The following is a 1,109-nucleotide window of genomic DNA, read 5'->3' as shown; positions in this document are numbered from 1 at the left end:
ATGGGAGAGTATCGCGACTGGATTGAAGCTGCTGACAAAGCTTTGTATCAATCCAAGGCTGCTGGACGCAATCGCATAACCAAAGCCGAATAAAAATGGGGTCAGATCCTGAGGTATCCCCACAAAAATATGAGTAAAATCATAGAGGTGATACAAAAAATTAAGTAAGTGAGAACATTCATGGTGTTCGGTGATCAGATCTATCGCCAAACAAACCTACCAAGGAAGCACCATGAATGTTCGTCACATGCTAACCAATTTCCTCCACTCTGTCACACCCTCAATGCACACTGCTCGTCGACAATCGTTAGAAAATTGCATCCTTAGCGCGTCCCTGAAGAACCATCTGACAGTCACTTCGTTAGGACGTGGTATTGACACAAAAGCTTATGAAAAACATCGTATTAAAAGTGCAGACCGTCTGCTTTCCAATCTGAACTTACACCGCGAAATCCCCGATATTTATCGTCAAATCAGTCGGCTCTTCTTAAGTGGCCTCGCTCAGCCAGTGCTGTTGGTGGATTGGTCAGATATGGAACCAGAGCAAAAGAACTTCCTGCTTCGGGCTGCTTTGGTATGTCAGGGCCGCTCCGTGACCGTGTATGAAGAAGTCCACCCTTTGGAACGAAGAGATAAACCTGCGACCCATCGTCAGTTTCTGGATAACCTCAAAAATATCATTCCGTCCTCATGCAAGCCCATCGTGGTGACAGATGCAGGCTTTAGAGGGCCATGGTTCAGACAAGTCCTTGATACTGGATGGGATTATCTGGGCAGAGTGCGGCATCAAACTCAGTACGAGGTAAAACCGGATAATTGGCTGCCGTGCAAGTCGTTGTATGAGCAGGCCAGCGGAAAAGCCCTTTGGTTTGATGAGGTGAGCGTGGCAAAAAGCAATCCATTCAAAACGACGTTGGTGTTGTATAAAGGCCAATCAAAGGGGCGGCACGCCTTGAATCGTAAAGGCCAACCCAAACGCAGTGGGACCAGTTTAAATGCAGCAGAGGGCTGGAAGGAACCCTGGTTGTTGGCCACTTCACTTGAGGTTAAAACAGCGGCTCAGGCAAGTGCAGTCGTCAAACGCTATGGTGCCCGTATGCAGATAGAAG

At 47.7% G+C, this 1,109-nt stretch carries 1 protein-coding gene; it reads left to right on the top strand.

Going from position 1 to position 1,109, the window contains the following annotated elements:
• Positions 1 to 232 precede the first annotated feature (232 nt).
• Positions 233 to 1,109, top strand: an 877-nt coding sequence (locus ABD056_RS22710; RefSeq protein WP_343870572.1) for an IS4 family transposase, incomplete at its 3' end; no start/stop codon positions are given.

Source organism: Caenispirillum bisanense (assembly GCF_039523075.1).
Taxonomy (GTDB): Bacteria; Pseudomonadota; Alphaproteobacteria; order Rhodospirillales; family Rhodospirillaceae; genus Caenispirillum; species Caenispirillum bisanense.
Note: the sequence above shows the minus strand (reverse complement) of the source record. Positions and strands in the feature narration are given on the sequence as shown.